This window comes from Mesorhizobium sp. M1D.F.Ca.ET.043.01.1.1, assembly GCF_003952385.1.
Classification (GTDB): domain Bacteria; phylum Pseudomonadota; class Alphaproteobacteria; order Rhizobiales; family Rhizobiaceae; genus Mesorhizobium.
Map to the genome: position 1 here is coordinate 2,079,617 of NZ_CP034444.1, position 21,284 is coordinate 2,100,900.

Annotated in this window: 14 protein-coding genes and 1 pseudogene; 5 read left to right on the forward strand and 10 right to left on the reverse strand. The window is 61.0% G+C overall.

Annotation, left to right across the window (positions count from 1 at the left end; genetic code table 11):
• Positions 1 to 48: 48 nt before the first annotated feature.
• Complete coding sequence (locus tag EJ067_RS35795; protein WP_126078952.1) at positions 49 to 303, reverse strand: hypothetical protein; 255 nt, start codon at positions 301 to 303, stop codon at positions 49 to 51.
• Between EJ067_RS35795 and EJ067_RS10335 the strand changes: the two genes are divergently transcribed.
• A complete protein-coding gene (locus tag EJ067_RS10335; RefSeq protein ID WP_126078953.1) occupies positions 215 to 1,120 on the forward strand; it encodes a LysR family transcriptional regulator in 906 nt (301 codons plus the stop codon). The two genes, EJ067_RS35795 and EJ067_RS10335, sit on opposite strands and share 89 nt — an antisense overlap.
• A 290-nt stretch (positions 1,121 to 1,410) precedes the next feature.
• Here the strand turns inward: EJ067_RS10335 and EJ067_RS10340 are convergent, their stop codons facing one another.
• Together EJ067_RS10340 and nodU are read right to left on the reverse strand one after the other, a co-directional pair.
• A complete protein-coding gene (locus EJ067_RS10340; RefSeq protein WP_126085772.1) occupies positions 1,411 to 2,628 on the reverse strand; it encodes an MFS transporter in 1,218 nt (405 codons plus the stop codon).
• A gap of 958 nt (positions 2,629 to 3,586) precedes the next feature.
• On the reverse strand, positions 3,587 to 5,254 hold the full coding sequence (nodU, locus tag EJ067_RS10345; protein WP_126078955.1) for a nodulation protein NodU: 1,668 nt from the start codon (positions 5,252 to 5,254) through the stop codon (positions 3,587 to 3,589).
• Positions 5,255 to 5,484: 230 nt separating this feature from the next.
• Between nodU and EJ067_RS10350 the strand changes: the two genes are divergently transcribed.
• Positions 5,485 to 6,360: an AraC family transcriptional regulator gene (locus EJ067_RS10350; protein WP_126078956.1), complete on the forward strand. Its 876-nt coding sequence runs from the start codon at positions 5,485 to 5,487 to the stop codon at positions 6,358 to 6,360.
• A 47-nt stretch (positions 6,361 to 6,407) separates the two neighbouring features.
• Positions 6,408 to 7,532: a low specificity L-threonine aldolase gene (locus tag EJ067_RS10355; RefSeq protein ID WP_245467210.1), complete on the forward strand. Its 1,125-nt coding sequence runs from the start codon at positions 6,408 to 6,410 to the stop codon at positions 7,530 to 7,532.
• Between the two features lie 222 nt (positions 7,533 to 7,754).
• Here the strand turns inward: EJ067_RS10355 and EJ067_RS10360 are convergent, their stop codons facing one another.
• The 3 genes from EJ067_RS10360 to EJ067_RS10370 all read right to left on the reverse strand — a co-directional run bounded on the left by EJ067_RS10360 (position 7,755) and on the right by EJ067_RS10370 (position 14,121).
• A complete protein-coding gene (locus EJ067_RS10360) occupies positions 7,755 to 8,222 on the reverse strand; it encodes a 2Fe-2S iron-sulfur cluster-binding protein (protein ID WP_245468239.1) in 468 nt (155 codons plus the stop codon).
• A gap of 74 nt (positions 8,223 to 8,296) precedes the next feature.
• On the reverse strand, positions 8,297 to 11,131 hold the full coding sequence (locus tag EJ067_RS10365) for a molybdopterin cofactor-binding domain-containing protein (protein WP_126078957.1): 2,835 nt from the start codon (positions 11,129 to 11,131) through the stop codon (positions 8,297 to 8,299).
• 1,817 nt (positions 11,132 to 12,948) lie between these two features.
• A complete protein-coding gene (locus EJ067_RS10370; protein WP_189343228.1) occupies positions 12,949 to 14,121 on the reverse strand; it encodes an IS110 family transposase in 1,173 nt (390 codons plus the stop codon).
• 355 nt (positions 14,122 to 14,476) lie between these two features.
• Between EJ067_RS10370 and EJ067_RS10375 the strand changes: the two are divergent.
• Together EJ067_RS10375 and EJ067_RS10380 are read left to right on the forward strand one after the other, a co-directional pair.
• Positions 14,477 to 15,145 (forward strand): annotated as a pseudogene (locus tag EJ067_RS10375) (ArdC-like ssDNA-binding domain-containing protein); the annotation flags it as partial.
• 50 nt (positions 15,146 to 15,195) lie between these two features.
• On the forward strand, positions 15,196 to 16,092 hold the full coding sequence (locus EJ067_RS10380) for a zincin-like metallopeptidase domain-containing protein (RefSeq protein ID WP_126085774.1): 897 nt from the start codon (positions 15,196 to 15,198) through the stop codon (positions 16,090 to 16,092).
• Here the strand turns inward: EJ067_RS10380 and EJ067_RS10385 are convergent.
• From EJ067_RS10385 to EJ067_RS10400, 4 genes are read right to left on the reverse strand one after another with little or no spacing between them, the layout of a single operon-like run.
• On the reverse strand, positions 16,076 to 16,519 hold the full coding sequence (locus EJ067_RS10385) for a hypothetical protein (protein WP_126085775.1): 444 nt from the start codon (positions 16,517 to 16,519) through the stop codon (positions 16,076 to 16,078). The genes EJ067_RS10380 and EJ067_RS10385 overlap by 17 nt on opposite strands.
• Positions 16,512 to 18,332: a hypothetical protein gene (locus tag EJ067_RS10390; protein ID WP_126085776.1), complete on the reverse strand. Its 1,821-nt coding sequence runs from the start codon at positions 18,330 to 18,332 to the stop codon at positions 16,512 to 16,514. Before EJ067_RS10390 ends, EJ067_RS10385 begins: the two co-directional genes overlap by 8 nt.
• Positions 18,329 to 20,107: a site-specific integrase gene (locus EJ067_RS10395; protein ID WP_245467990.1), complete on the reverse strand. Its 1,779-nt coding sequence runs from the start codon at positions 20,105 to 20,107 to the stop codon at positions 18,329 to 18,331. The genes EJ067_RS10390 and EJ067_RS10395 overlap by 4 nt, the downstream gene beginning before the upstream one ends.
• Complete coding sequence (locus tag EJ067_RS10400) at positions 20,107 to 21,246, reverse strand: site-specific integrase (RefSeq protein ID WP_126085777.1); 1,140 nt, start codon at positions 21,244 to 21,246, stop codon at positions 20,107 to 20,109. The genes EJ067_RS10395 and EJ067_RS10400 overlap by 1 nt, the downstream gene beginning before the upstream one ends.
• Between the last annotated feature and the right edge of the window lie 38 nt (positions 21,247 to 21,284).

Here is a 21,284-nt window from a genome sequence, read left to right on the forward strand (position 1 = left end):
CGTGAAAAATTCTTTTCATCGCTCCGGACCTATCCGATCAACTGTTGTTCATGTCGGCCATTCGCTCATCTGCCGCGAAATCGGCATGAACACGACGAGCACGTCCTCCACACGCGTGGGCGGCAGGTCGAGATACAACACCTCTGAGTTGGACCGTACGCGAACGCACACGATGGTCGCGATGACAAGCAACCACGTTACGGACGGATAGGGCATGCGTTTCAAAGGCCTTGATCTGAACCTCCTCGTCGTGCTCGATGCGCTGCTGACCGAGCGCAACCTTACGGCGGCGGCAAACAGCATCAACCTTAGTCAGCCGGCCATGAGCGCCGCCGTCGGCCGGCTGCGTAATTACTTCAACGATGAACTGTTTACGATGAGCGGCCGCGAACGGGTTCTAACCCCACGTGCGGAAACACTCGCCCCCGCGGTTCGCGGCGCACTCCTGCACATCCAGTGCTCGATTATTTCTTGGGAGCCGTTTAAACCGGCTCAATCCGATCGCCGCTTCCGGATCACGGCATCGGATTTCGTCACACTCGTGTTTTTTGAAAAGGTCGTGGAGCGTGTTGCACGCGAAGCACCCGCCGTCAGCTTCGAATTGCTGCCGCTCGACGACGATCCGGATGACCTTCTCCGGCGCGGTGACGTCGATTTCCTGATCCTTCCGGAATTGTTCATGTCGAGCGCGCATCCAAGAGCGCCGCTGTTCGACGAAAGATTCGTGTGCGTAGGCTGCCCCACGAACAAGCAGCTGCCGGGGCAGATTACATTCGAGAGGTACGTGTCGATGAGGCATGTTGCCTTCAGGCTCGGCCGTGCGCAGATGCCCTCCATCGAGGAACGGTTTTTGCTTGAGCATGGCCTGAAGAGACGTGTGGAGATCATCGTGCAGGCCTTCAGCATGATCCCGCCGATGGTCTCAGGCACATCTCGTATAGCGTCCATACCATTCCGGCTGGTTCAGCATTTCAAAAAGACTTTCCCCCTGCGGATCGTCGAACTTCCGCGGCCACTACCCACATTCACCGAGGCCGTCCAGTGGCCCACCCTTCACAACAGCGATCCGGCAAGCACCTGGATGCGGCAGATAATGTTGCAGGAGGCATCCCGCATGTGAAGTCGCGGGCGCTCCTGGTCTAAGTCCAGATGGTACTCAGCGCCTCGTAGGGTGCAAACGACCCGCAAAAACCGGGTCTGACTGAGATTCGATGATTTTGCATGACCAGGTGTGGTGCTGATTTCCCGACGCTGCAGCCGGGTGCTTCCCGAAAGATCAGGCGGCGATTGAGATACCGCCGTTAGCAGAGACCAAGCCTGCAACCGCCAAAAATCGTGCGTAGGATCGGACCGCGCGGCTGATGTGTTTGCATCTTCCCCGCACTGCACTGACGGCCTCTTTCAAGCGGTCTAGGGTTCGCGCTTCGGGCCAAGCAAGAACACCGTCAAGGCGGCGAGGAACGAGGCTACGGCGCTGTAGGCAAAAACACTGGCCACTCCGGCAGTGTCCACGAGCAGTCCGCCGAAAGCCGCGCCGGCTGCGATGGCCACTTGGAACGTTGCGGCCATCAGCCCACCGGCGTTCTCCGCCTGCTCGGGAGCAGCGCGCAGCACCATCCATGTCTGCAGTCCCACCGGCACCGCGCCGAAGGCGAAGCCCCATACTGCAACCGCAATCGCCGCGGTCCAGGCCCATGCTCCCAGCGTAAGCAGCGAGACAGCGGCCGTCGTTATGATCAGGGGCGCCAGGGCCGCGACTGCCTTGAGGCTGTGCTCGGCCAAGAATCCGCCGGCTAGATTGCCGAAGAAGCCGCCGATGCCAAAGGCGAGCAACACGAGCGAGATTGTCTCGATATCGAGCGCGGGAACATCCTCAAGGAAGGCGCGGATATAGGTGAAGGCGGCAAAGTGCCCGGAAGCGGCCAGCAGGACCACCAAAATCGCGACTTTGATGGTCGGGGTCCTGGCCACATCCAGCAGACTGCGAAAGCTGGCCGCTCCAATCGGAGGCAGCCTCGGAAGCGTCACGAGTTGCACTACCAGTGTAGCGGCGCCTGCGACTGCAGCGAGCATGAAGCCGCTTCGCCATCCCCAGATGTCGCCGACATAGGCGCCAATTGGAGCCGCGCAAACGTTAGCGACGGTAACGCCGGTGAGAATAATCGACATGGCTCGCGGCAGGAGGTCACTTGGAACGAGCCGCATCGCCAGCGCTGCCGACATCGACCAGAAGCCTCCAATCGCTATTCCGAGCACGACGCGGGCAGTCAGGAGAACCGGCAGCGACCCCGCTACGGCCGACAGAACGTTCGACAGGATCAGCAGCAGCGTCATCGCCCACATGACGATCCTGCGGTCCAGGCGATTTGTGATGACGGCCATCATCGGCGCCGCGACGGCACCGACGATTGCAGTCGCTGTCAGCGCCTGTCCAGCTGCACCCTCGGTGATACCGAGATCATGCGCGAGCGGCGTCAGCACGCTGGCAGGCAGAAACTCTGCCGTCACAAGCCCGAAGGTGCCCAAGGCAAGCGAAATGACCGCACCCCATGCGGGGCCCGCCCGTTGATTTGGCTGTTCCGGGTCATGCAGAACGCCGCCCATGAAGCCTGTCGCCGAATCGGTCATGAACAGGGTCTCCAGTTTCGACGTGCTGCAACATCGGCGAGGCTGCGCTCCCGCATTGACGCCAGAAGGGCCTTCCGCTCGGGCGTTGCACGCAGGGGGTGTTCATCGCTTCGCGATACGCAAACGTTCGGCGCAAATGTGCACGGTCCTTGGGCGCTCGCGTTTTGCCATGGTTCTGTTGTTCTACGTGCGTTGATGGGCTCTAACGGGTGACAGCAAGCGCCATGCCATTTCGCTTGGAGGCACCGAATCGGACTGTCTTTGCCGAATTCCTGTTGGCTTGAGCAGGGCTGCGGTGCCTTGACCTAGACCGAGTGCGCCGCACATCGATTTCGTCACCCGAACCGATCAAAAGAGCGTATTGGCCGGGCACCGGCTCGGGAAGGCACCGAGCCCGATGCATTGCCGCACGCCGCCCTGCATCGACCGCGTAAGGCTTTGTCTCTAGCGGGCAATTGCGTCCGAAGGCCGCCGATCTTGGAGGACGCGGGCATCGCACCTCTACCATCGCGTTGTTGCTGCTCCCGCTATCGAGGAGGGTCTTTGACGCCTCCCCCCATCAGCACCGCGCGCGCCGGTTTGCCCGCGGCTCGGCCGTGCGCCTATCCGGAAACGTTGTTGTGTCCCAAGGCGGACGAGAATGTCGCAAGAGCGACCAAAAGATCGCCACGGCCGGTCTGCCCGTACGGGGGCATGAAAGGCAAATGACACGGCAATCACTTCCTCGACAATTTTGTCAGTGAAGACGTCAGCAGTGCTTCATAAAGCTCAGCCGTGATTGGCCAACGATTAGACGGCGTGGCGCTGTCGAATTCTGACGCGAAACACCGCGACGAGAGCCTTGATGCCCTATCGCCACGGGCATGTGACGCTGCCCGATGCTACAGCATGTATGCGCCAAACCGGGCGCGATCGTCCCCGTAGACCCAGCCAGCGCTATTGACGACGGGAGCGGCGACTAACCTGTCTTAGTCAACAGCAACCCATTGCTCCAAACGTGGTCCACGCATCCCCACTCGCACGCCGCCGCGGCATCCGGAAAGAACCCACGTCCGTTAAGGTTGGCACTGGTGTTGCAGAGCAGCGGAATGCCGGTGAGTTGTTCATATTTCTCCAGGAGCTCTGCAATAGGGTGATCAGATTTTCTAGACACTGTCTGTAATCGTGCCGTCCCGTCTAAATGAACGACTGCCGGGATTTTCTCTTTCCACTCCGAACGTGTTCGGTGATCGAACAGCATGTAAGGATCCGGCGTGCCAGGTTCGAATATCTCATGTGCACGATCCTCCAAGCATATTGGCGCTACCGGCCGGAAGTGCTCTCGACGTTTCACTTTATTGAGGTGGTCCTTCATTTGCGGCGAAGTCGCGGCTGCCAGGATGCTTCTGCCTCCCAAGGCTCGTGGACCAAGCTCTGCACGGCCGGTGAGGAAAACGACGGGCTTGCCGTCGGCGAGCACGCTGGCCAGTTCTGCCACGCTGCATGGAGCAGCCTGCCATCCCGGAGGCACAGGGCCATCCTTAATGTTTGGTCCGCTGTAGACCGACCAATCGAGGTGAACGAGGCCTTTGTCGGCAGACAGCGCGCAGCAAGCAGCACCGATCGCCGACCCGCTGTCGTTTGGAAACGGAGGCACCCAAACTGTGTCGAACAAACCGCTCGCCCGAAGTGCGCTGTTCCATTTGATATTCAGCCCGCATCCGCCGGCGATGCACAGGTTTCGCGTTCCGGCAACCGAGAGCCCACGCAGCGCGATTGCCATCTCGCGAACGAGAAGACGCTCGAGAAAGGCATGAAACGAAGCAAGTATGTCCTCAGGTGTCTCGGCGACCAGCCGTGACTCGGCTGCATCGAAGAAATCATGCACGGCCGTGAGTAATGCGTCTTCGGAGCGGCTGTTGTTTCTATATTCAATTGCACGCTTCGTGTCACCAGCGAAATGTTGGTCGTAAAGCTCCCCAAATACTGTCTCGATCTTTTCGTTGACAGATCCGAGCGCGATATAGGCCATCAGCTTGCCGGCAATATCCAGATTCCAGCCGGTCCTCGTTTCCTGCCTGTAAGGACCGAAGTGTTGGCCCGCGGCGGCATAGGCATGACCCATCATCGGAAACAGGCATTCGATAAACCGCACTCCGCTTGGTTCCACGTAGTAAAGCCGCGGAAAGATGAAGCCGTCCCATACCAGGCAAAGGGCAGGTTCTTTGGCTTTAGCGAATGGGCTGGTGCAGTATGCGGAAGCTACGTGGCCAAGGACATGCGGATAACTTTCATAAGAAAATACTCCGCCGCCCAGCACGAGGCCTGAGCCGTGACAAGCTGTCAGGGGACTTTTAGGATCCCGCTCCATATATGGTGCCCCGTTGAGAGTGACCGGCGTGCCCTCACTAACAACCTGGAATTGCGACTCGATCTCACCGTCCCAGCCATCGATGACGAACCGATCAACATCGCGCGGATCCAGGCCATGTTCCGCTAAGGCGGCAACAATCGTTTCAAGACGATCGATCGATTGATATCGTGGATTATTGTCGAGTTTCTCCTGCTCGATGCAAAAGACCAATCGGCCGTCCTCGACGACAGCGATTGCCCCGTCGTGCGTGAGCTTGATGCCGCAAATTCGCATTATGGATCCATGTCAAAGTTAGCTGTGGAACAACTTAGAACAGCCGAGGAAACGTGAGATGGAAAGCACGGAACATAGGCTTTCAAGCAATGCGCTATGCAATATGAGGCCCCATCGGTAAACTTGATTGTTTGGATATATTGCATCCATGCTGTGAATATGCGTGCCATGTCCACGGGCGACTGGCCCGGTTGATGCACGACGATGAGCGAAAGCTGGATGATCAATAAGTGGCCAATACCGCCGGCGAGTATGGGCAAAAGGTGCGTGGCCGTTCCTCTCTTCGGGGTCGGCCGCCGCACAACCGTGCGGTGATGAAGCACTCCGATGTCCTTGGCGGGCTCGACTACCTCGCGGCGGATTATCACCGGCACGACTTCTCCAGGCACGTCCACAACGAGTATCTGGTAGGCCTGATCGAGCGGGGCGTCCATGACGTCTGGTGCCGGGGCGAGACGTGGCACGCCGGCAGCGGCACCATCGCGACCTTCGCGCCCGGCGAACCGCATTTCGGGGGTGCCGGTGACGATCTTGGCTGGAGTCAGAAGATCTTCTACCTACCCGAAGGCCTTGTCAGGCAGGTGCTTGAGGACAGCGGCCAAACCGAACCCGGAACGATCGACTTCAAGAGCCCGTTCCAGGAGAATGCCGCAGTTGCGCGCGGCCTCAGCGCGCTTTGGCGCCAGCTTGAACATCAGCACAGCTCGGCACTGGAGATAGAGGAGCATCTGATCCGTTGCCTGCCCTACATCTTCGCACAGGTCGGCAGGTCGCGCGTTGCTGAGCGCAAATCCGTGCCACCCAGATTCCGCGACGTGCGCGACTTCATCCATGCCCACTCCGATGAAGTCCTGCAGCTCGCCGCCCTTGCCGCCCTCGCCGGATGCTCCAAAGCGACGCTGATCGACGGCTTCAAGGCCCATTTCGGGGTGCCTCCCACCCGCTACCTGATCCAGGTCCGCATCGACGAGGCGCGACGGCTGCTGAGGCGAGGTCAGAACGTCGCCGAGGTAGCCGTGGCGGTCGGGTTCGCAGACCAGAGCCACCTGACCCGACAGTTCAAGGCCGTATTGGGGGTGACGCCGGCACGTTACCTCTCAATTTGAATATCGTTCAATAAAGCGCTCGGCGACCCGTCTAACTTGGACGCTCAATGGATGAAACGAGCGTCAAGACCATGAGCGACAGCAAGCAGACCCGCCCTCGCGGCTTCACCAGCGACAACATCGCCGGAGCCTCCCCTGAGGTTATCGCAGCAATCACGGCGTGCGCTTCGGGTCAGGCGCTTCCCTACGGCAATGATGAGCTGACGCACACGGTCGAGCGCCAGCTCGCCGCAATGTTCGAGCATGAGGTCGACGTGTTCCTGGTCTCGACGGGGTCTGCGGCGAACGCACTGGCGCTCGCGGCGATTACGCCGCCATGGGGCAGCATCCTCTCGCACGCCGATGCACACATCCACCGCGACGAGTGCGGCGCGCCGGAGTTCTATACTGCGGGAGCAAAGTTGGTGCAGCTCCCGGGTGAGGCCGGCAAAATCGACATCGACGCCTTGGCGGCCAGTACCACGCGCATGGTGGGCGACGTCCACTCGGTCCAGCCATCCAGCGTCAGCATCACGCAGGCGACCGAGGTCGGATCGGTCTACGCTCTTGATGAGATCAAGGCGATCGGCCATATCTGCCGGTCGGCGAACCTGCCGCTCCACATGGACGGTGCCCGCTTCGCCAATGCTCTCGTCACTCTCGGCTGCTCGCCGGCCGAGATGACTTGGAAAGCCGGCGTCGACCTTTTGTCGTTTGGCGCCACGAAGAATGGAACATTTGGGGTCGATGCGGTCGTCTCGTTCCGCAAAGATCTCGCGAGCACGATCGCCTTTCGGCGAAAGCGGGCCGGCCAGTTGAGTTCCAAGATGCGCTTCATGGCGGCGCAAATGGACGGTTATCTGAGAGATGGTGTCTGGCTTCGCAACGCGGCCCATGCCAATGCGATGGCGTCGGAGCTCGCGCAGGGGTTGGCTCCCCTGCCGGCTGTAAAGATCCAGCAGCGTCCCGACGCCAATATATTGTTCTGCCGGCTTCCCATGCCCCTGATCCGGGGGCTGCTCGACATGGGATTCTGCTTCTACCATGATCGCTGGCAGTCCGGAATCGTGAGGTTCGTCACCTCTTTCGCGACGACCGGGGCCGACGTGTCCGACTTGATCGGCGCGGCGACCAGTCTCTGCGCACCAATCGGCCCGGCTCGTGTTCCGGCGGCGCCGAATGAGTGTGGTTGAAGGCTAGGCCACCGGCGCCGGACGCGGCGCCGGGCGCCATATGGCAGGCGGCCCAGTCGGCCGCTTGGGCAAGATTACCGGACAGCGGCTTGTCAACTACTGTTTGTTCATTACCGCACCGACGGCGGTCCTTTCGAACCGACCGAGGAACACCGCCAGGGCCGCAAGAGAAGGAGAAAATGCCGCAGGCTAAATCGCCAGGCGCGCCTCATCGCCCGAAACTCAGCCCCGAACCAGTCCGGGCGTGCTCAGGATCACGTCGCGAACCGCCTCATAGTAGCCGACATAACCGGTGCAACGACAAATGTGCTGCGCAAGCGCCTGCTCGATCGTGCGTTCGACTTCGGCCCTGCGGATCGGCTTCCTCATTAGATGCTCAACCAGCACGGTTGCACCAGTGACAAAACCCGGCGTGCAATAGCCGCACTGGAACGAAAAATGTTCGACGAAGGCCTGCTGAATCGCGGAGAGCCGGATGACATCGCCATTCGCGCCGCGTTCGGCATGCGCTTCGATGGTGCGGACGGACTTGCCCTCGAACAAATGCGCGCCGGTGATGCAGGTCCGGATCTCGCGGGAACTTCCGTCCGGCCCATCGAGAATGATCGCGCAGGCGTGGCACATGCCTTCCCCGCAGCCGAGCCGCGAGCCTGTAAGGTTCAGATATTCGTGCAGGAAGTCGATCATCATCAGATCGTCCGGCACATCGACCGGGCCGACCTTGCGATTGTTGACGATCATGGAGAGTGGTCGCGTGGCGAGGCTCACAGCAGGGCCTCCAGGATCTTCTCGGGCGTGATCGGTGTCTGATAGAAGCGCTTGCCGATGGCATGGTTTAGGGCGTTAGCAACCGCCGGAACGATCGCAATCATCACGACCTCGGCCATGCCCTTCGGCGGATCGGTTTCAGATAGTGGCGGCAGCACCTCCGACGTCTGCGTCCAGACCGCGACATCGGTCGCTTGCGGCAGGCGATAGCGGTTCCAGTTCCAGGTGCCGTCACCGGGGCCGTCCTCATAGAGCGGCAACTCCTCGAGCAAGGCATGGCCGACTCCCATCGCGAGGCCGCCCTGGATCTGGCCGGAGACGAGTTCCGGTACGATTTGAGTGCCGCATTCAAGGATAGAATGATGTGATAGGAGCTTCACGTCGCCCGAGGAGGTGTCGACGGCGACCTCTGCGATCGTCGCCATGCCAGTATAACAGGTGCCGGCACCGTTCTGGCACTGCGGCGGATAGAAGACCTGGCGCCGGTCGAGAAAATGGAACCCGCCCGAGGTCATCAGCGCCTTCAACTCGGCTGGCGCGCTTCGGCCATAGCAGACCGAAAGCGCATCGACCGGCAACCGGACGGCGCCGACGTTCGGCACGTCGAACACCGCCTCGGCCCATTGCCAGCGATTGAAGACATGGACGCTGACCCCGGTGACCAGACCGAGCTTGTGCGCCACTGCCGCGAGCTGATCCAGTCCAAGCGGCTCCATTCCATCTGCCGTCAATTTGCCGTCGAGGACTCGCGCATCGGCGATATCGATCGCGAGCGGACGCGCCTGCCCGCCACCCGGCCCGCCCGACCAGAGCGCGATTGCCGCCGGCCAGAGCGACAGGCGCAGCAGTGCGCGGGCCGCCGTGCGCGTTGCGTGGCCGATGAAACACGCGCTGCTGGAGGCGCTCATCGGTGAAATGAATGAGGGCGTCCAGCGCGGGTTCTGCGCCAGCGCGTCCTCCTCGTCCTGTGGCGTCGTATAGGGCTCCTCGGTAGAAACGAGCGGCATTTCCGGCCACTCGACCACGCCGAAGGCGCAGTCGTCCGGCACCTGGCCGATGATGTCGGCGACCATGACCGCCTGCGACGTGGTCAGGCCCGTACCGATGTCGTTGCCGTTCTGCCGCATGGTGAGCTGGCCGGACGGATCGAGCGACAGCGTGGTCACCGCTGCGTCCGCTCTGGTCCCGTAATCCTTCTGCACCTGCGCGAAACCGACGCCATAGCGCTTGCCCGGATTGGCGGTGTCGAACGCCGTTTTCTTCGCGGCGCGACCCTTCCAGAGCGGATGGGCACGGGCCCGTTCCAGGATTTCCTCCGTCCTCAGGACCCCGCCGGGACGGGCGCCCTGCGAGTTCTTCATGCCAGTCTTGAACGCATTCTTGAGGCGAAGCTCGATCGGATCGATGCCGAGCAGTTCGGCCGCCTCGTCGACCATCATCTCGGTCGCTGCCAAGGTCTGGAGCGCGCCGTATCCACGCGTCGAGCCGGCGTCAACGGCGCGCGAGGCCCGGACCTCGACAGAGAAATCGCTCTTAGGCACGTAGTAGATACTGCGCGCCGCGTTGGCGCCGACATTGCCGACATCGGGCGAGACATTGCGCCGCCCGCCGGCGTCCATGCGATAGCTCCCCTTCATGATGCGAAAGGCGTGCGTGGAGCGATCGACGACCAGCGTGTTCTCCATCCAGAAGGCATGGCGCTTCAACCCCATCTGGAACTGCTCGAACCGATCGTTGGCAAGACGCACCGGCCGCCCGTCGCCATAGAGGCCTGCCAGGACGGCGTAGTGAGGGAAGATCGAATGGTTTTTAGTGCCGTACCCGACCGTATGGCCGATCGAAAGATCGAGCGCCTTCACTGCGAACCGCGATTTCGACAGCATTTCAAGCGTCGAGGTCGCCACCTCGTAAGGCGATTGGGTCGCGAGGATTGCGTGCAACGTCGAACTGCCCGGCTCGAACCAGATATTGCCGTTGTCGGCTTCCATCGCCGAGGCGTCGATCGATTGCGAGAAATAACTTCGCTTCAGGATCAACGCGTCGGCGCCGGTGGCCGCGATCTCGCGCTCGATCTCGCCAGCCGCCCACATGGCACGGGCCTCGGCATCACCGCTCTGATCCGGCTTCGGCCAGACGACCTGATCTCCGTCGAAATCGCCGTAGATCGTCGTGCCTTTTTCGAGTGGAGCAAAAATGTTGGCATCGTCCGATGTCGCGCCGACGATGCGCACGACACGGCCGGCGCCGTAATGCGGCGGCGTGCAGTATCCGCCGACCGCGCCCCAGCGCACGACCCCCTCGGCGACACGGACCAGCCGCTTCGCGGCGTCGAATCGCGCGAAATCCTTGTAGATCAAGAGCGCAACGGGCTGACCGAGCAGACGCGGCGTGCATCCCTTTGTCACCAGGAACATGTCGCCGTAAAAGCCCGGGGCCGCTGTTTCCGGCGGCACAAGGCCATCGCGGACAAGGTCTTCGCCAAGCACGAGCCGGTCGGGCTTGAGATCCTCGCCGAGCAATGAGAGGTCCAGTCCGTCGAACGGAGCGTTGGCCCGAGTTCCACGAATAAGGAAAGCATGGCTCTGTTCCTGCGGCCAGCCGGCCACGTCGCGGGCTCGAAAATCGCGGGTGAAAGTCTTGTCGCCGGTGACCTTGGCTACGGCGTCGATCCGGAAGCGCGGCCGACCAGCCGGTCCGATCCAGTTCGGCAAACCGTCCGACCGATTGGCAATGAGCGCCGCCGCAGGCCGACCCAGAAACCCGATCTTGACCGATATCCCCGCGCCGGCAGCCGCCGCTATGAACTGGCGCCGCGAAAACCTGCCGTTCATGTCGTCTTCCCGAACGGCCCAGAGCCCGACCTCACACTCGGCCGGCTCGCCTCCCGGCGTCGCTGAAAAACGAAACAGTCCCGCCAGATCATGAAAATCGCGAGAATTCCTTTGTACAAGTCAGCACCATTGAGCCGCCTAACTTCCGCTTCTGATCCGAACGTTCTGGCAGACATTGTCCTCTGTCTAGTTCGATGCGTTCGAGCCAAGCCGGCTGGCTTACGGTGGTGTGTCGCTCTTCAGCCCGCGGAATCGACATTGCGAGTTTTTTCCTTCTGCATCGGACCACCGTGATCGGCCAGTCTTATTCGCACAGCCTATACTTGCCTTTTCGCCGCCGACCTGCATTAGGCGTCGCAACTGTATTCAAGCTGGGGCTCAGCCTTTCCCACGTGAAAACACGCTCTGCTCGCTCTTGAGGAAGGCCGGTTTGTATGGTCGACTTCGTAATGATATTAGTCCTGCTTCCATCTGTTCCTGTGTCTGGCCGCCAGACAAATCGACAGCGCGACCGATGGCGGCATTCGGCCATCGGTGTGTCGCTGTTGCCTGCAACGTTTGAGGATCATCTGTTGCAGGAAGCTTGCCAAAGGAAAAAGCTTTCAATTACAACATTGTGAGTCGCCCTATGTCCGACGGACCTCTGACTTTGTTGCAAAGCCGACAGACCTACTCGAGACATCTGGCGTGATGGCTAGTGTGGACGTTGGGCTTGGCGTCGCGCAGAAATGTCGGTGGCGAGAGCGCGCGAATGTCGCTCGCACGGTAAGCTAAAGCGTCTTTGAGCCGTGCCAGGCAACCAACGCAACAGGTTTGGCTGGCTCCGGTTGATGGTCACAGCCGTTGACGTACCCGGCCTCTTCATGCTGCTCGATGTTCAGCGCCGCAGGCCTCGAGGTTTTCGCCCGCTTCCACGTCAGCGGCCCCAGATATCGGCCGAAGCCGTGGTCAAGCGGACGTTTTCATCGCCACTGCGTGGGCAATCGCGCGCAATGGTGATTGCGGTGACGCTCACGGCTTGCTCACAGCTCTCTGCTCGCGCATGAACATTGCCCGCGCGGCGAAACGGCCGGGAGCGGCTGGCCAACTCGCGCCGCACTCCTCAACCACCCCGCTTCGCCCCTCGCCGACAATCCGCAAGTTCCTGAAGGCCGCCAAAGGGGTCGAATTCGCAGCGGTCGACTTCACGCCGTTGGCACTGCTCAGCGCCCGCGCGCCTGAAGGCGCGCGTCGGGTGCTCGTGAACCGAGCCCGCTTTTTCTTCGGCAAGCTCAGGCGGTCTCGGCCATGCGGCTTCGCCCCCTGGCGCGGGCAGCCTCTCGGCTGCTGACGGTCGCCGGCCCATGGGCCGGCGTCGTTTCTTGTACTGGCCTTCCCCGGTGGCGCGCGGTGGGCGGCACTCCCTTCTAGGCCCGCCGCGGCGTCCCGCAACCCTTCGCTTGACGCTTCGGGTCCTCCTCTTCGTTCCGGTCCTTCGGATGCGGCCCGCCTTGGACGTCGGGCCTTTCCGGTCGCTTTCGCCGCCCACCCCGCTCACATGGGGACTTTGTCGTCAAGGCTGTCTTCGCATATCTACCTCAATGCGTTGTGATCCTAGGTCCGAGCCTGTCGTCTTGGCGCGGTGATAACACCGGTCCAAACTCACATACGGTCGCTGCGCTGTGGCAGCTGCACCAACATCCCGCTTTCGTCGGTAAGGCTCAGGGGAACGCGACCAATCTTCCGGACGGCATTTTAGGCCAAGTGGGGTGGGAGGTTCGTTCGCCCAGGATCAGCCGGGAGCGATCAATCCCGGCGGATGGAAAAGAGTACGTTGATCATGCCGGCTTCATGACAGCGCCCTCAATGACAGCACCATGATGAACATACTTCCATAGCGCGATCAGAAGTTTTCTCGCGAGCGCAATAATGGCCGGCTTCCGGCGCCTGCCACCGTCGAGCGCGACCCTCTCCTGGAACCATTGTGCTAAAGCCGATCGAGGTTGATGCAAAAGCCAGAACCACGACAATTGCACCATCACGGTCCTCAGCCTCGGATTGCCCGCTTTCGATACGCCCTGTTCCCGGCTGATCGATCCGCTTTGCCACGGTGTCGGCGTCAGACCGGCATAGGAGGCAAGCTGCCTTCGATTCGCAAATTCGCGATACAGACCCTCGGACCAAAGCACCTCGGCAAAGTCCGCTCCCACGCCGCGCAGTTGCTTGAGCATCGACATTCCATTGGCGACTTTTGATGGGTCGCATTCATTGCGAGCCACTTCGTCACGCGCTGCTTCCACGTCCTTGATTTGCCGAAGCACGAGCTCGATCCGGTCCAGTGCACGGACAATCTCCGCTTTGAGATTAGACGGTAGTTCACGACCGTCTCCGGTCCTAAGTTCTTCCAGTCGAGTGCGGCGGTCCCGCTTCAGCGGCTCAAATCCAACGATGCCCTGCGAGAACAAGAGCCCCTTGACCCGATTCACGATCTTGATCCGCTCCGCGATGAGAGCGCGTCGCTCACGGCTGTTGCGCTTTCGGTCCTCTTGCTCGGGCGATGGCGGAACGACCATGGCGCATACCCGCGGCTCGCCGCGCTTGTAGGCAAGCAGGGCGCGAAGGAGGGTCTCGCCATCCAGCTTGTCCGTCTTCGCCCGGCGCTTCCTGCGTGACGTGGCAATGGATGCTGCATCAACCACATGGCTTTCGATACCGTCACGCTCAAGGATCCGATGTATCCAGAAGCCGTCCAGGCCAGCCTCCTGGATTGCGATCATCGGCACGTCACGGCCCGTTCTGCGCCGAACCGTCGACTTCAACTGGCTGATAAGGTCGAACAATCCGGCCGTATCGCCTGCCTTGACGACGCGCTTTGACATCTTCTCTCCGTTGCACGGCAACAAGCTTGTCACCAACCAGCTCGAGCGACTGAGTTCCAGGGACAGGAAGATAGCGCCGAGTGTCGTATGGACCGCATCGGTTTCAATCTCAGTCACGTTTTCAGCTTTCATGTGTTCTATCCCTCCAAGTTGTTCATGAGCAATACGCCGGCCAAAGCGAGTTGATCGCAGCTGCAGTCATCGCTTCGCGATGTGGTTTTGGTTGTTGCCTGCCCCCGCTCGCGGGGTGGGCGACGCTCCTTTCTAGGCCCGCTGCGGCAGGCCGCAATGTTCGCTCCGCTCACATCCTCCACTCCGTTCCGGCCCTTCGGGTGCGGCCTGCCTCGTTCAGCGGGCCAAGCCAGTCGCGTTCTGCCGCCCACCCCACTCACGGGGGCAGGCACGCGAGATCGGGATCGAGCGCTGCCTCCACCGCCCATGGGATCTTCCGGGGAGGGCGCGGGATTGAAGAGCGGAGGACCAGACGATGGGTGCAAAATACAAGCGTTCCGGTAGCCGAGAGGCTGGCTCAGGCAAGAGCGGGCGCACGGGCGCGAGCCTTTATCAGGAAATCACAGATCGCATCATCGCCGAGCTGGAGCGCGGCACAGTGCCATGGGTCAAGCCATGGGGCAGTGCGAAGGCCGGTCTCGGCCTGCCCAGCAACGCGGCCACCGGTCGCCGCTATTGCGGCATCAACATCCTGATCCTTTGGGGCGCCGTCTTCGAGCGCGGGTATGCCAGCCAGAGCTGGCTGACCTTCCGGCAGGCTCTCGCGCTTGGCGGCAATGTCAGGAAGGGCGAACACGGCACCACCATCGTCCACGCTGACCGCTTTGTTCCCAAGGAAGAAAAGGAACGCGCCAAGACGGATGGCGATGAGCCGCACGCCGTCCCCTTTTTGAAGCGCTTCACCGTCTTCAATGTCGCGCAATGCGACAACCTGCCCGAACATCTCTATGCCGCCGCCGAGCCGCTGCCCGAGCGCCAGATCATCCCGCAGGCCGAGGCGCTGATTCACAGCTGCGGCGCTGACTTCCGCATCGGCGGCGATCGCGCTTTTTACATGCCGGGCAGCGACTTCATTCAAGTGCCGCCGCAGCCCGCTTTCTTTCACCAGATCGACTATTACCGCACCTGTTTCCACGAGTTAGGTTTCATCGCAAGTGTCCTTCCCGCTGCAGCGCATGCAGGGAGGGCTTAATCATGACCTCTCAGAAGCGCGCAGGCGTCTACGCTCAGGTTACCGAGGCGATCATCGCGGCAATCGAAGCCGGTGCAGGTGACTTCGTTATGCCGTGGCATCATGATGGAACGGCGACATCACGGCCCACAAACATATCTTCCGGAAAGCCTTACCGCGGCGTGAACACTCTCACGCTTTGGGCCGCGGCGCAGAGCGCCGGCTATCCCAAGGGCGTGTGGGGAACTTATCGCCAATGGCAAGCCCTGGGCGCCCAAGTCCGCGGAGGCGAGCGATCCACGACGATCGTCTTCTGGGGCCCGGTCCGGGGCAAATCCGACGAGGGCGAGGCCGACGCTGATGGTTCAGAGCGCACCATGCTGTTTGCGCGTGGCTATTCGGTGTTCAACTGTGCTCAAGTTGACGGATTTGAGCCTGAGCCAGTGGCTCCTCGTTCAAACAACGACCGCATCAGCGAAGCCGATACATTTTACGCTAACCTCGGGATCAACACCGTCTTCGGCGGCAGTGAGGCATATTACCTCCCCTCTGCCGACAGGGTGCATGTCCCGGCTCTCGCTGACTTCAAGGACAGTGCGTCGCATTATAGCGTTCTTTTTCATGAAGGCCTTCATGCGACAGCAGCCAAGCACCGGCTGGACCGGGACCTCTCGGGTCGTTTTGGCTCGGAGGCCTATGCGATGGAGGAGGTTGTGGCAGAGCTTGGAGCCGCAATGGTTCTCGCTGACTTGTCGATCTCGGCTCGCCCGAGGCCCGATCACGCGGCTTACGTTGCCAGTTGGTTGAAGGTCCTTCGCAATGATTCTTCCGCCATCTTTGCGGCTGCGAGCAGGGCTCAGAAGGCCGTTGATTGGATGCATGCGCAGCAACCTTCTAGCGAACTCAGCGCCGCCGCGTAGCCGACGGTTCAGCGGCGGGCCCCAATGCGGCTCGCCGCTGTACCGACGCTAATTGCCCCTCCACCGTCCTTGCTCTGTGAAGCAGGGCGAGGTTTTGGCTTGCCAGGCTACGCTTTTCTTCCGCATGCCGCTTGGCATCGGCGCGCAAGAGGGCAATTTCGGCCTCCAGCTCGCGAACCTTTTCGGCTAAGTCCTTCGAAGGCCCGGGTCCCTCAGCGGCGGCCTCGATTTCATCGAGGATGTCCCGATGTGTCGTGTAGAGCGGGTTTCGGCTTTTTCCCGCCTCACGTGCAACTGAAGCAGGGCTGATCCGGACGATCCGCCCCTGATGATCCGGATGGCGGCCCTCGCCGCGTACCAGCCGGGCCAAGGCGGCGCGGTAGGCTCGAGCCGCCGACGTAGCGGAAGGCGAGCGTGGTTCACTCATCCTTTTCTCCGATCCTGGTCAGGACAGTGTCGCACTGTTCGATCACCTCTGTCAGAACGGCGGCCGTCATGGCGTTGGCCCGCGGGAGTAGATCTAAATTCCGGCTTCGACGATCGCGCCAGTAAGGCGCATGGCGCAGTTCAATCACCATGTTCGCGCAACCCAGGCAGACGGCCGGGCTCCGGCCAGCCTCGCTCGGACCGACCTCGCCGCCGCAACGACTGGTCTCCCGCTGGAACACGCACCAACCATAGTCGCAGGCATGGATGCGCAGATCGGTATCGGTGAGAACGAACTCGATGTAATCCCGGCGTACCTGCTCACCCGCTCGTCCCCGGAAACACGCGTTGTTCGCTGCGATTCGCTCGCCCATGCGACCGGCAAGTCGATCACTCAGCAGCATCCTTTCCAACGCCGTCGCCGTTTCAGCCCGGTTTTCGTGTTCGATCAGTTGGCGGAGATCGAAGTCGTTGCCGACGTACCCCCGCGCGGTCATGGCGACCGATGCATGCTTGAAGTGTTCGGCAAGGCCAAGAAGCTGCGACCTGTCCTTTCGGGCAATGAATCGTGCAAAGGTCTTGCGGAACTGGTGTGTGCTGAACGACCAGGGCTCTCCCTCGTGCAGCGGCACCCCGACGTGGCGCGCAAAATCGTTGATCCGCCAGCCGATATGCATATGGGTCACCGGTACGACCTCGCCATACTGCGTGTTCTTGACGAGGAAGAGCTCACGCCTTCCGGATGCTTTGCGCAGCGGCGCGCTCAACTGTTCAAGCAGTTCCACTGCCTTCACAACCGGCTCTGGGGCAATCCAGCGTTCCATTCGACCGCCATGCTGGTCAACCGTCTTGAACAACCTCGCCACCAGGTAAGCTTGTTCGACACCGGTTTCTGCAATCGGGTGGGACTCTATGGCGCCAATTTCGATCGACAGAATCTCGCTCACGCGCATGCCGACAAAGCCGGCGATGACGATGTAGCACGCCTCCACGAGACGAGTGGCGGCGTGGCGGACCGCATGGGCGCCGAGCAGTGCTTCACCGGCAGGGCCTGTCAGGTTTATGCTGCGCAATGCCTTTCGAACATGATCCGAGGCCTGCCTTCTGGTCCCTTGTGTCAGCCCAGTTTCATGGGCCTGGCGGCGGACAGTCTCGGCTCTCACGATGGTCGGGCCATAAATTTCCACCCACTGAAGCGCGGTATTCAGCAATGAGATCGCAATGGGGTCGGGGATGAACGGGATCGCACCGCGCGTAGCTGGGGTCAATCCTGCCGCTTCATAGGTGGTTTCTTGTGGCAAGGGATCGACCAACGGGGCATCATTGAGCTTGGCTCGCTGTCGATAGAGATCCTTCAGCACCAACATGTAGTTGACGATGGTGTTGGCGGTGATTGACTTCGCCTTCAATCCTGGACGCGTCGGCAGCCAAGTCCGCAGGCGCTCCACGGCCCCGGCATCAATGCTGCTGAACGTCTCCAGTCCGTCAAGCGCCATCCACCCAATCATGGTTTTTAGTGTCACGGCTTTGCTATGCACCGACGCTGGCGACAGACGTTTGCGCCCGGTCGGAGGGTTCACAGTCATCGACCATAGGAACTGCTTTGCCGCCCTATGGAGACTGCGCCATGCCGTTTCGCTGATGACAGCTCCCTCCGGCAACTCTGGCGTCCAGTTTATCTTATTCTGGTCAGCGCGCCGGCCGGCAGTGCGGATATCGAGCAGCCATTCATCGTCGCCGAAGCGACTCCATGGCGAGACCGGCGCTTCAGCCCATCCGGCCACAACGGGATTTTCGGCGAGCAGCGTTTTCATTCGATCACCGGCAAGGCTGGCGCCTCTTTCATAGACGCAGCCAGGTGAAGCTCGGATGAGAAGCGCGGCAAGATGTCGTTCTCGAGGATTTCCAGTTTCGGGGCGTAAAGAAGACGCCAGCGATCTGGCGCCAGTTCCTGACGCGCCGCGACAAGCGCATCGCGCGTGGATATCAGCCGCGCCAGAACATCCGGATCGAGCGGGATGACGGCGTTCGGGCAGGTGAAGCAGCCAAGCCACGCCGTACACAGCCGGCCAACTTTCTGACCTTCCCCGACGCCGGCGAGGGGATCCTTGCAAGTGAAGCCGGCAGCCGTGGCATACGCGGCGTCGGTTGCCGATATTTCGTCCCTCCGCTCAGGAGCGTCAGTACCACGAACAATATCGACGAAGCGTGCCTGCAGGTCGCCGACGATGCGTTCTTGGGCTCGTCGGACGATCGGCCGATCGATATACCGTTGCGTTGTGTCGGGGGTGACATGGTTGGCGAGAACCTGGGTTTTCAGAATGTCGTGGCCGAGTGCCTCGTGTGCGAGGGTAAGTCCCGTTGTGCGCAGGGCCGCCAAGGTCAAAGCAAGCGGGTCTCCTTTCTCGTCAACGAGATCGTGGCGCTGCACAAAGAGCCGAACATGCTTGCTGGCCAGATAGTTGGGGATCAGCTGTGTTGCGCGTGAACCGTTTATGCTCGCAACAAGGAACAACCGATCGCGGTCGTCAGCGGGAACGTGCGGCAGCAACCCCGCCGTCATTTCCAGAACTCTGTCGACGAGGTTTGGTACCGACAGGCTCTTGTCGCGCAGGAAGCTTCGACGTTGGAGTCGGCTCGAACGGCCCTTCGACCATGTCATCACCTCTCGCCCCTCAAGAAGCAGATGATCGCTCATGCAGTCGCGCCGCAGGTCGCGCAGGGCTTCGGGGTTGGCATAGCTCTGCGCGCCTATGGCGATCATGTATGGGATCAGCGTTTCGGGCAGGGCATGAAGATAGCTGGAAAGCTTTTGGTTTCCGCCGTGTCGAACCGAGGCGAAGTGAAGCCGCCAGCGCCCGGAACCTCGCTTCAGCGTAACGTTCTGCGGAGGCATCAGTCCGCCGTAATGCTCGACAATAACTGCAAGCATCACGCCGAGGTCGTCGAGGTTTAGCCGGCTGAGGTCACGTTCCCTTGCGATCGCTTCTCGGTCAACCTGTGAGAGAAGTGCCTTTCCCCTTTGGAAGGTCGCCCAGCTCGCCTCGATGTCTTTCCGGGCCGCCGCCAGAACAGCTTCCATCTCTGATCGGCTTAGCGCCTCTCGCGGGCGCGTCTCCGCATTCTTACGAGGAAAGGCATTGAACGGGATTTCAAGATCGCAAGCAACGAGGTCGGGTCGGTTGTGCTTGAGCCAGCCGATCATCTGCTTGAGCACCGACCAGCTGCCATGACGAGAACTCTTGGTCCATGGCTTAGCATTGAGCCAGGCTATAAAGGCGTGCAGCACCGCCGTATCGACATCCCCCATCGACGTGATCTCGGAAGTATGATCGTTCAGGAAGGCAAACCAGCGAGAAAGTGTGTTGAACGCGCCTTCGCGAGTAGCCGGGCTGTGGCCGGCATGATGGTGACGGAAGGCAAGCGCAATTTCGGCTGCAATCCTCGGCGCAGTTCGATAGACGGTGAAGTCGAAGCTGCTTTCCGGTCGACCGTTGGGATCAAGGAAGTTGACCACTAGAGAGCCAGGCACGCCCACAAGACCCACTGGTGATGGATCGAGCCGATAATCCTTGCGTCGCTGTGCCATTATAACAAAGCCTCATAAAGGTTTTCGACCGATGCCTCCGCAAGCGTCAGGTCTGTCGCCACAACGCGCAAATAGATCGCCGTAGTGGTCAGATCGGCATGTCCCAGGAGAACTTGCAGAGTGAGGAGCGGATTGAGCTCCGGCTCCTGTTGTGTCCGCCGTTGCAGGAACCGGAGCATCGAGGTCGCAAAAGTATGTCTCAGCGCGTGGAAGCTAGCAGTCACACCGGCTGCCGTGGCAGCAGCGGCGAACATCGCGCCTACGCGCCGAGCACTCACCGCCCGTCCAGCTTCCGTCAGAAAGACCGTATTTGGTTCCGCATAGTTCGGGTTTCGGGATTTCGCGCGCCGTATAATGGCGGCGCGCTCCTCACGTACATAGGCAAGCGTACGGTCGACCAAAGGCTGTGGCGGATAAACGGTCCGCGCTTTCCCGCCCTTGGTGGTCTCGATCTTTATTGCGGTAAGGGCATCCGAGCTTTCCCGCGGAAGCACGCGCAGCCGCAATCCGGCAACTTCCATCCGGCGCATACCGGTGGTGACAGCCCACTCCACAATCAATCGATTTCGCGAGTCCAGCCCGCTCATCACCTGGCGCATTGTTGCGGGTGACAGAGGTCTCGGCAATGTCGATGTTTGTCGGACCGTCAGCTCATTGACAGTCTGGCGTCCACCAGTGGCGTCGACGTGCGCCAGGAAACCCTGCGGTCGGCTTCGCGATAGTGCCAACTCGTCCGCGGTAAATGGCAAGTGGTGAGCAAGGCCCGCACCAACGCACCATCGGTAGAACAGGGCCAACGTTCTGATGCGACCATTGATCGTACCGCGCGCGTAAGCGCGCCTGGTATGATCGCTTGGACGAAAGAGCATTCGATCTCGGTAAGCTGCGATCTCCGCTACTCCGATCGCGTCCCACACCCATTCATTGGCCTCAAGCGTCTGCCACCAATCGTAGAGAGTCTCTCCATAGGTGCGCCATGTCTGCCGACTGCGCGTGCGTCCCCGCACCAGAGCGATGTGCAGCAGCCACGCGCAAGCTGGTTCGACAAGTCGCATCTCGTTATCGAGAAGCATGGGGACGCCCGGGCGTGATATGCCGTGCGGCGCAAACTCTTCGGTGGTGAATAACAGTTCGGCCATGGGTTCCCCAATTCGCGCCGCCCGCCGCTTTGCCGGGC

Coding starts and splice junctions, on each gene's coding strand:
- EJ067_RS10335 (WP_126078953.1), top strand. CDS start 215: ATGCGTTTCAAAGGCCTTGATCTGAACCTCCTCGTCGTGCTCGATGCG.
- EJ067_RS35795 (WP_126078952.1), bottom strand. CDS start 303: ATGCTGTTTGCCGCCGCCGTAAGGTTGCGCTCGGTCAGCAGCGCATCG.
- EJ067_RS10340 (WP_126085772.1), bottom strand. CDS start 2,628: ATGACCGATTCGGCGACAGGCTTCATGGGCGGCGTTCTGCATGACCCG.
- nodU (WP_126078955.1), bottom strand. CDS start 5,254: ATGCGAATTTGCGGCATCAAGCTCACGCACGACGGGGCAATCGCTGTC.
- EJ067_RS10355 (WP_245467210.1), top strand. CDS start 6,408: ATGGATGAAACGAGCGTCAAGACCATGAGCGACAGCAAGCAGACCCGC.
- EJ067_RS10360 (WP_245468239.1), bottom strand. CDS start 8,222: ATGATGATCGACTTCCTGCACGAATATCTGAACCTTACAGGCTCGCGG.
- EJ067_RS10365 (WP_126078957.1), bottom strand. CDS start 11,131: ATGAACGGCAGGTTTTCGCGGCGCCAGTTCATAGCGGCGGCTGCCGGC.
- EJ067_RS10370 (WP_189343228.1), bottom strand. CDS start 14,121: ATGAAAGCTGAAAACGTGACTGAGATTGAAACCGATGCGGTCCATACG.
- EJ067_RS10380 (WP_126085774.1), top strand. CDS start 15,196: ATGACCTCTCAGAAGCGCGCAGGCGTCTACGCTCAGGTTACCGAGGCG.
- EJ067_RS10385 (WP_126085775.1), bottom strand. CDS start 16,519: ATGAGTGAACCACGCTCGCCTTCCGCTACGTCGGCGGCTCGAGCCTAC.
- EJ067_RS10390 (WP_126085776.1), bottom strand. CDS start 18,332: ATGAAAACGCTGCTCGCCGAAAATCCCGTTGTGGCCGGATGGGCTGAA.
- EJ067_RS10395 (WP_245467990.1), bottom strand. CDS start 20,107: ATGGCACAGCGACGCAAGGATTATCGGCTCGATCCATCACCAGTGGGT.
- EJ067_RS10400 (WP_126085777.1), bottom strand. CDS start 21,246: ATGGCCGAACTGTTATTCACCACCGAAGAGTTTGCGCCGCACGGCATA.